Annotated in this window: 6 protein-coding genes, 1 tRNA gene and 2 pseudogenes; 4 read left to right on the forward strand and 5 right to left on the reverse strand. The window is 58.0% G+C overall.

Translation table 11 applies throughout. The features are described 5' to 3' along the window. Positions 1–113: 113 nt before the first annotated feature. Positions 114–198: transfer RNA gene (locus AAAB35_RS15595), tRNA-Leu, on the reverse strand. A gap of 258 nt (positions 199–456) precedes the next feature. Between AAAB35_RS15595 and lipB the strand changes: the two genes are divergently transcribed. Beyond that, on the forward strand, positions 457–1,185 hold the full coding sequence (gene lipB / locus AAAB35_RS15600) for a lipoyl(octanoyl) transferase LipB (protein WP_340669204.1): 729 nt from the start codon (positions 457–459) through the stop codon (positions 1,183–1,185). Between the two features lie 9 nt (positions 1,186–1,194). On the opposite strand, the gene AAAB35_RS15605 is transcribed toward lipB, so the two are convergent. The 4 genes and pseudogenes from AAAB35_RS15605 to AAAB35_RS15620 all read right to left on the reverse strand — a co-directional run bounded on the left by AAAB35_RS15605 (position 1,195) and on the right by AAAB35_RS15620 (position 4,195). After that, positions 1,195–1,341: a biotin/lipoyl-containing protein gene (locus AAAB35_RS15605; protein ID WP_340669208.1), complete on the reverse strand. Its 147-nt coding sequence runs from the start codon at positions 1,339–1,341 to the stop codon at positions 1,195–1,197. After that, positions 1,337–1,393, reverse strand: a pseudogene (locus AAAB35_RS15610) (hypothetical protein); the annotation flags it as partial. The pseudogene AAAB35_RS15610 and the gene AAAB35_RS15605, both read right to left, overlap by 5 nt. 89 nt (positions 1,394–1,482) lie before the next feature. Beyond that, positions 1,483–3,228: pseudogene (locus tag AAAB35_RS15615) on the reverse strand (acetyl/propionyl/methylcrotonyl-CoA carboxylase subunit alpha); the annotation flags it as partial. Positions 3,229–3,238: 10 nt separating this feature from the next. Then, complete coding sequence (locus AAAB35_RS15620) at positions 3,239–4,195, reverse strand: DMT family transporter (RefSeq protein WP_340669205.1); 957 nt, start codon at positions 4,193–4,195, stop codon at positions 3,239–3,241. A gap of 186 nt (positions 4,196–4,381) precedes the next feature. On the opposite strand from AAAB35_RS15620, the gene AAAB35_RS15625 reads away from it, so the two are divergent. The 3 genes from AAAB35_RS15625 (at position 4,382) to AAAB35_RS15635 (ending at position 7,573) form a co-directional block, all read left to right on the forward strand. Further along, positions 4,382–4,762 carry a helix-turn-helix transcriptional regulator gene (locus tag AAAB35_RS15625; RefSeq protein WP_340669209.1) on the forward strand — a complete coding sequence of 127 codons (381 nt, stop codon included), beginning with the start codon at positions 4,382–4,384 and terminating at the stop codon, positions 4,760–4,762. A gap of 131 nt (positions 4,763–4,893) precedes the next feature. Then, a complete protein-coding gene (gene parE / locus AAAB35_RS15630; protein WP_340669206.1) occupies positions 4,894–6,975 on the forward strand; it encodes a DNA topoisomerase IV subunit B in 2,082 nt (693 codons plus the stop codon). Positions 6,976–7,156: 181 nt separating this feature from the next. Then, positions 7,157–7,573 carry a hypothetical protein gene (locus AAAB35_RS15635; protein ID WP_340669207.1) on the forward strand — a complete coding sequence of 139 codons (417 nt, stop codon included), beginning with the start codon at positions 7,157–7,159 and terminating at the stop codon, positions 7,571–7,573. Positions 7,574–7,608: the final 35 nt, after the last annotated feature.

A 7,608-nucleotide genomic window follows, 5' to 3' on the forward strand; every position in this document is an offset into this window, starting at 1 on the left:
TCCAATGACCACTGCTAGCGTCGTTGGCTGACCAGCCGAGCCACACGCATAATGCAATATGGCGGCCGAAAGCCGCCATATTCTGCATCACATCAATATTTCGCTGAAGTGAATGGTGCGGTCGAGAAGACTCGAACTTCCACGTCTTGCGACACAGCGACCTCAACGCTGCGCGTCTACCAATTCCGCCACGACCGCACTCTGTGGTAGAAGCCGAACCAGTCGGCTCGCGGCATGTAGCAAATAGGTTTCAGCGAAACAAGTCCTATCTACCGATAATCTGATTGTTTTTTGCAAAGTGGTCACAAACCTTTGCATAGCCTCGCAACACTGGAAATTCCCCTTCAAAAGGTCCATATCCGGCACACGCAGAGCAATCGTTGAATCGGCGCCACCAGCGGGGCGCCGATTGATGAATTGGCACAGGCAAAAGACAACCGGAATTGAATACACGCAATGAGAACCGTTCGCGACGACCTCGTCCCTGCCTTTCTGCCCGAGGGCGATTCTTCATCGGTTGAATGGCTGGTCGCCGATGGGCTGACCGATTACGACACGGCCCTCGCCTTCATGGATAATCGCGTTGCGGCGATTCGCGACGGCACCGAGCGCGAACTCGTCTGGCTCGTCGAACATCCGCCGCTCTATACCGCCGGCACCAGCGCCAAAGCCAACGATCTCCTCGTCGCCGACCGCTTTCCCGTCTACGCGACAGGACGGGGCGGCGAGTACACCTATCACGGCCCCGGCCAACGCGTTGCCTACGTCATGCTCGATCTCAGACGGCGTCGAGAAGACATACGTGCATTCGTAACGGCGCTCGAGCAGTGGATCATCACCACACTCGCTTCCTTCAATGTCCGCGGCGAGCGGCGCGAGGATCGCGTCGGCGTCTGGGTCACCCGGCCGGAACGGCCGTCTCTGCCGGATGGATCGCCCGCCGAGGACAAAATCGCCGCCATCGGCATTCGCCTGCGAAAATGGGTGAGCTTCCATGGAATTTCGATCAACGTCGAACCGGATCTTACCCATTTCGACGGGATCGTTCCCTGCGGCGTGCGCGGCCATGGCGTCACCAGCCTTGTCGATCTCGGCCTGCCCGTCGACATGCACGATCTCGACCGTGCGCTGCTGGATTGCTTTGAAGATGTGTTCGGGGCGGTGACGAGAGTCGAAGCCGCCTAAAGCCGGGCCTTACGCAAATTCCATGATGACCGCATCGACGGCGAGGCTATCGCCTATCTTGGCGTTGATGGCCGAGATGACAAGGTCGCGATCCGCACGCAACACGTTTTCCATCTTCATCGCCTCGACGATCGCGAGCGTCTCCCCGGCCTTCACCTCCTGCCCCTCTGCTACATTGATCGAAACGATCAGGCCGGGCATCGGGCAAAGCAGCAACTTCGAAGTATCTGGCGGTACTTTCACAGGCATCAGCTTTTCCAGCGCAGCAACATGCTTCTGCATGGCGTGGCTGATGACCGACATGCCCTTCCAGTCAATACGCATGCCGTTGAGCACGGGGCGCAGCTGAGCCTTGACCGGACGATCACCGACATAACCATCCCAGACCGCATCGCCGGGTTGCCAGTTCGCGCGGACCGCAACGACGTCCTCACCACGCAGCCTGAACTCCATCTTGGACGGCGGTCGGGCTATGCAGGCGTGGATATGGATCGGCATGTAGTCGTCGCCGATACGCACTTCCCAGTCGGCACGTATCTTGCCTGTGTGCGGCCGCAACCGATCGTTGAGACGGTCGAGGCGTTCCTTGCGCACAAGCTCCACAGCAAGCGCCACGCTGGCAAGAACGTCGCGATCATCGTCCGTTGGCACTACCGGTTTGAAGCCGTCCGGGAATTCCTCGGCAATGAAGCCGGTGGAAAGGCGCCCCTCCCGCCAGCGCGGATGCTGCATCAGCGCGGCAAGGAATGGAATATTATGCTCGATACCGTCGACGACAAAGGTATCAAGTGCATCAGCCATGGCGTCGATCGCTTCGAGCCGGTTCGACGCCCAGGTGCAGAGTTTCGCGACCATCGGGTCGTAGTACATGGAGATTTCCGAACCTTCGGTCACGCCCGTATCATTGCGAATAATCGCCTTTCCGACCGGCCCTTCGCTGGGTGGTCGGTAGCGTGTCAAGCGGCCGATCGACGGCAGAAAATTGCGGTAGGGATCTTCGGCATAGAGACGGCTCTCTACCGCCCAGCCATTGAGCTTCACGTCGGCCTGTTCAATCGCAAGCTTTTCGCCGGCCGCAATGCGGATCATCTGCTCGACGAGATCGATACCGGTAATAAGCTCCGTGACCGGATGCTCGACCTGCAGGCGCGTGTTCATCTCGAGAAAGTAGAAGTTGCGGTCCTTGTCGACGATGAATTCGACGGTTCCGGCGCTCTGGTAATCGACAGCCTTGGCGAGCGCGACAGCCTGTTCGCCCATGGCCTTGCGCGTCGCTTCATCGAGGAAGGGTGACGGCGCCTCTTCTACGACCTTCTGATTGCGGCGCTGCACGGAACATTCGCGCTCACCGAGATAGATGCAGTTGCCGTGGGCGTCAGCCAGCACCTGGATTTCAATGTGGCGTGGATCGACGACAAACTTCTCGATGAAAACGCGGTCGTCGCCGAAGGAATTGCGCGCTTCCGAGGTAGCACGTTCGAACCCATCGCGAACTTCGGACTTGTTCCAGGCAATGCGCATGCCTTTGCCGCCGCCACCGGCAGAGGCCTTGATCATTACCGGGTAGCCGATCTCGCCAGCGATCTTCTCGGCGTGCGACGCATCCTTGATAATGTCGAGGAAGCCCGGCACGGTACTGACCTTTGCCTCGTTGGCGAATTTCTTCGACTCGATCTTGTCGCCCATTGCGATGATTGCCCTGGGCTTGGGTCCTATGAAGATAATCCCTTCTTTTTCAAGAGCTTCGCAAAAAGAAGCGCGCTCTGAAAGGAACCCGTAGCCCGGGTGAACCGCTGCTGCCCCGATGGCCTTGCAGGCAGCGATGATCTTGTCGCCGACGAGATAGCTTTCGGAAGCGGTGGAAGGTCCGATATGAACGGCTTCGTCAGCCATTTCCACGTGCACCGCATCGCGATCAGCGTCCGAATAGACCGCGACCGTGGCAATACCCATCTTGCGTGCAGTCTTGATGACGCGGCAGGCGATTTCGCCACGATTGGCAATCAGGATCTTCTTGAACACGTAATGTCCTCCCCGGGGCATGTTCCTGTTTCTATTGCCAATCGCGAACTTGCTCAACAGGTTCTTGGGCGGCAGTTACGGCGGGGTCGCGCTTCTTGCCTTCGCGCCAGACGACATAGGCGCCTGATCCGATGATGATGGCAATACCAAGCCATTTTGACGCCGATGGAAATTCGTTGAAGACGACAAGGCCGATGATCACTGCCATGACTATTTCGAGGTATTGAAACGGTGCGAGAAGCGAAGCCGGCGCAAGACGCGACGCATGCACCACAAGGAGGTGTCCGCCGGTTGCAATTGCGCCAATCGCGAACAATAGCAGCCACGAGAGCCCAACCGTCGGGTGGCCGAGCGTCATGTCGCCTACCTTGAAGGCCTGGCCCAGCAGCAGTGCGACGACCACCGTTACAGTGCCGCCAACGCCCGCATAAAGCTGCATTACGAGGGGAGTGTCGGCATCACCGTATTGGCGATTGAGGATCAGATAAAAAGCAAAGAGGGTCGCGGTGCCAAGCGGCAGCAGCGACACCCAGCCGAATAGTTCCCAGCTCGGCTGGATCACGATCAAGGTTCCGACGAAGCCGACCGCAACGGCGATGCGCCTGCGCCAGCCGACCTGTTCCTTGAGGATCAATGCCGAAAGAAGGGTCAACATCAACGGCTCGACGAAGAACACGGCCATCGCGTCGGCGAGCGGCATGTACTTGACCGCCGCGAAGAAACAGAGACTGCCGATGCCCATCAAAAAGCCGCGGAAGAGATTGCCCCAGAGTTTGACCGGCTTCAGCGCTTGTGTGCCGGTCAGGGCGACAATGATCAGCAAGGTCAGGATGGTTTGCACGATGAACCGCGACAAGGTTACGGTGGCCGGCGGGATACTGTCCACCGTCGAAAGCCATTTGGCGATCGCATCCATCATCGGCAGGAAAAACATGGCGGCGGCCATCGCTGAAACGCCCCTCAACTGTTGTGAGGTTGTGTTCTCCATGGCTTGAGACCTTTCCGGATGAAGCAGGCGGCGGGACCTGTTGGCATAGCCGCTCTGCAGAAAAAATCAATCGCTCCAAAGTTGGGAAAATTGCCATGCAATGGAGTAGAATTTGACATTCATGGCTGTAAATGGTGCAAAGGGGCGAACAAAATCCCGAAAATCATGGAGAAATTGGAGAATCATATGATCTCTCATGCCAATATCATGACCGAGACCCCTGATACTGATACGCTTGGTGGGCGCCTTTCACGGGCGCGTGACGCCAAGGGAATGAGCATCGGCGAAGTCGCGGCCCGGATTGGCGTCAAACCGCAGACGATCGCTGCTTGGGAGTCGGACCGCTCTGAACCTCGAGCCAACAGGCTGGTGATGCTTGCGGGTTTCCTTGGGGTGACGCCAACATGGCTGATGCACGGGATCGGGCAGTCACCTGCCGAGGATGGCACTCACGGGAATATCGCGCTGCTCGGCGGCGAGGTGGAAGCGCTCAAACTGCACCACGAAAGGCTCGGTAAAAGGATACTGGAGCTGGAAAACGCGATTACGCGACTGAAAGCCGCTTGATACGCCTGCACGCATGGCATAGTCCTGTGGGTGAACACCGGAACAGAAAGCGAACTCCCATCGCATTTCGCCACGTGGCGTGCAAGAATTGCGGGTGATTCGAATCGCGATAGAATTGGCCGATCAAGACCATGGATGATAACAACGATCTTTTTTCCGCAGTGGTGAAGACAGCCCGCGAACGGCAGGCTGCGGTGCAACAGTCGCGGCCGGAATCGACGGCACCCGCATCGTCCGAAAGATCCGTTCCGGCGGCAAAATTGCCCCAAAGGCAGGCTGCCGACAATAGCTATAGCGCGGCGGACATCGAGGTCCTCGAAGGGCTGGAGCCGGTGCGGCGTCGCCCTGGCATGTATATTGGCGGCACGGACGAGCGCGCGCTGCATCATCTCTTCGCTGAAGTCATCGACAATGCGATGGACGAGGCCGTCGCTGGCCATGCGAATTTCATTGATATCGAACTCGACGAGCAAGGGTATTTGTCGGTTACCGATAATGGCCGGGGCATTCCTGTCGATCCGCATCCGAAATTCAAGGACAAGTCGGCGCTCGAAGTGATCATGACGACGCTACATTCGGGCGGCAAGTTCGACTCGAAAGTCTACGAGACATCTGGCGGCTTGCATGGCGTTGGCGTGTCGGTCGTCAACGCGCTTTCAGACCATTTGGAGGTCGAGGTCGCGCGCAATCGCAAGCTCTACCGCCAGCGCTTTTCGCGCGGCAAGCCTTTAGGCCGGCTTGAAGAGGTTGGCGACGTCCAGAACCGGCGCGGTACGCGGGTGACCTTCCACCCGGACGCCGAGATTTTCGGACAAGGGGCAAAATTCGATCCGGCCCGCGTCTACAAGATGGCACGCTCCAAGGCGTACTTGTTTGGTGGAGTCGAAATCCGCTGGAGCTGCGCGCCGTCTCTGCTCGATCCCAAGGACCCGACGCCCGACAAAGCCGTTTTCCACTTCCCGGGCGGCCTCAAGGACTATCTGAGCGCCTCCCTCGGCAAGGAATTTCAGGTTACGCGCGAAGTGTTTGCCGGAAAGACTGAAAAGTCTGGCGGTCACGGTGCCCTGGAATGGGCTGTGACCTGGCATGGCGGCGATGGCTTCGTTCACTCCTATTGCAATACCATTCCGACGGGCGAAGGCGGCACCCATGAGGCCGGGCTGCGCATCGCCCTCACCCGCGGTCTGAAGGCGTATGCAGAGCTTGCAGGAAACAAGCGGGCTTCGATCATCACCACCGACGACGTGATGATCTCGTCGGCTGCGATGCTTTCCGTCTTCATTCGTGAGCCGGAATTTGTCGGCCAGACTAAGGATAAGCTCGCCACCGTCGAAGCACAGCGGATCGTCGAGAACGCCATTCGCGATCCATTCGACCATTGGCTTGCAGCGTCCCCGCAAGAGGCGTCGAAACTCCTCGACTGGGTAATCGATCGGGCCGACGAGCGCGTCAAGCGCCGTCAGGAAAAAGAGGTCAACCGCAAGTCGGCCGTAAAAAAGCTGCGGCTCCCCGGCAAGCTCGCAGATTGCAGCCAGACTGGCGCGATTGGTGCCGAGCTATTCATCGTCGAGGGCGATTCCGCCGGCGGCTCCGCCAAGCAGGCGCGCGATCGCGCGACCCAGGCTGTCTTGCCACTGCGCGGCAAGATCCTCAACGTCGTAAGCGCCGGCCGCGAGAAGATGACGGCCAATCAGCAGATCGGCGACCTGATCCTGGCGCTTGGCTGTGGTACGCGCTCCAAATATCGCGACGAGGATCTGCGTTACGACCGCGTCATCATCATGACCGACGCCGATGTTGACGGTGCCCATATCGCATCGCTGCTCATCACATTCTTCTATCAGGAAATGCCCGATCTCATTCGCAACGGTCACCTCTTCCTAGGAGTGCCGCCGCTCTACCGCATCGCCCAGGGTGGCAAGGTTGCCTATGCTCGCAACGATGCCCACAAGGACGAACTGTTGAAAAGCGAATTCACGGGCAAAGGCAAGATCGAGATTGGCCGGTTTAAGGGCCTCGGCGAGATGCGCGCCGACCAGCTCAAAGAAACAACGATGGATCGACGGAAGCGAACGCTTCTCAGGGTTCAGATCGACGAGGAATGGGTCAACGAGACCAAGCTCGCCGTGGACGACCTCATGGGTACACGCCCGGAGGCGCGGTTCCGCTTCATCCAGGACCGCGCGGCATTCGTCGAAGAGCTCGATATCTGAATCAATCCTGTTGTGCGGGCAAGCATTATAGCTTGTTCTGCCAGACGTATTCTGATGAACTCATATCGGCATACGATGTGTCACATTTATATTTTATAACCATGCAATATTCGTCGTCTCAGGGTCTATTGAACCTGAGTAACAACTTAATCAAATCAATATTTTATTTAAGGAATTTGCCATGGGCCAGAAGATCGATCAGTTCACCGAAAGCCTTCGTCTCAAGTTGACCGCCTCAAGCGACAATCTGGATAGTCTGAAAGCCAAGATTGATGGCAAGGTAGACGATGCCGAAGCCGATGTGCGTGCTCGCCTCGATGAAGTAAAGGGCCGTATCGAGCAAGGAAAGGCATCGGTTTCGGCTGCGAACTCCAGGATAAAGAATTGGATTGAAGCCAAGAAGGCCGCGACGGATGAACAGATATCCGCGTGGAAGACTGAACTCGAAATCGATCGGCTCGAGGATCGCGCCGCATTGGCCGAAGAGTATGCCCTCGCAGCGCGGGAAGTCGCGGCGGCTGCCATTGACGATGCCGAGGAAGCCTCGCTTGAAGCATGGCTTGCCCGCAGGGATGCTGACGCGGCTGCCGGCAAATAGATTTCAAAAGCCCGGTTATACGGGACTTCATCCGG

It is taken from the genome of Phyllobacterium sp., assembly GCF_037994425.1.
Taxonomy (GTDB): domain Bacteria; phylum Pseudomonadota; class Alphaproteobacteria; order Rhizobiales; family Rhizobiaceae; genus Phyllobacterium.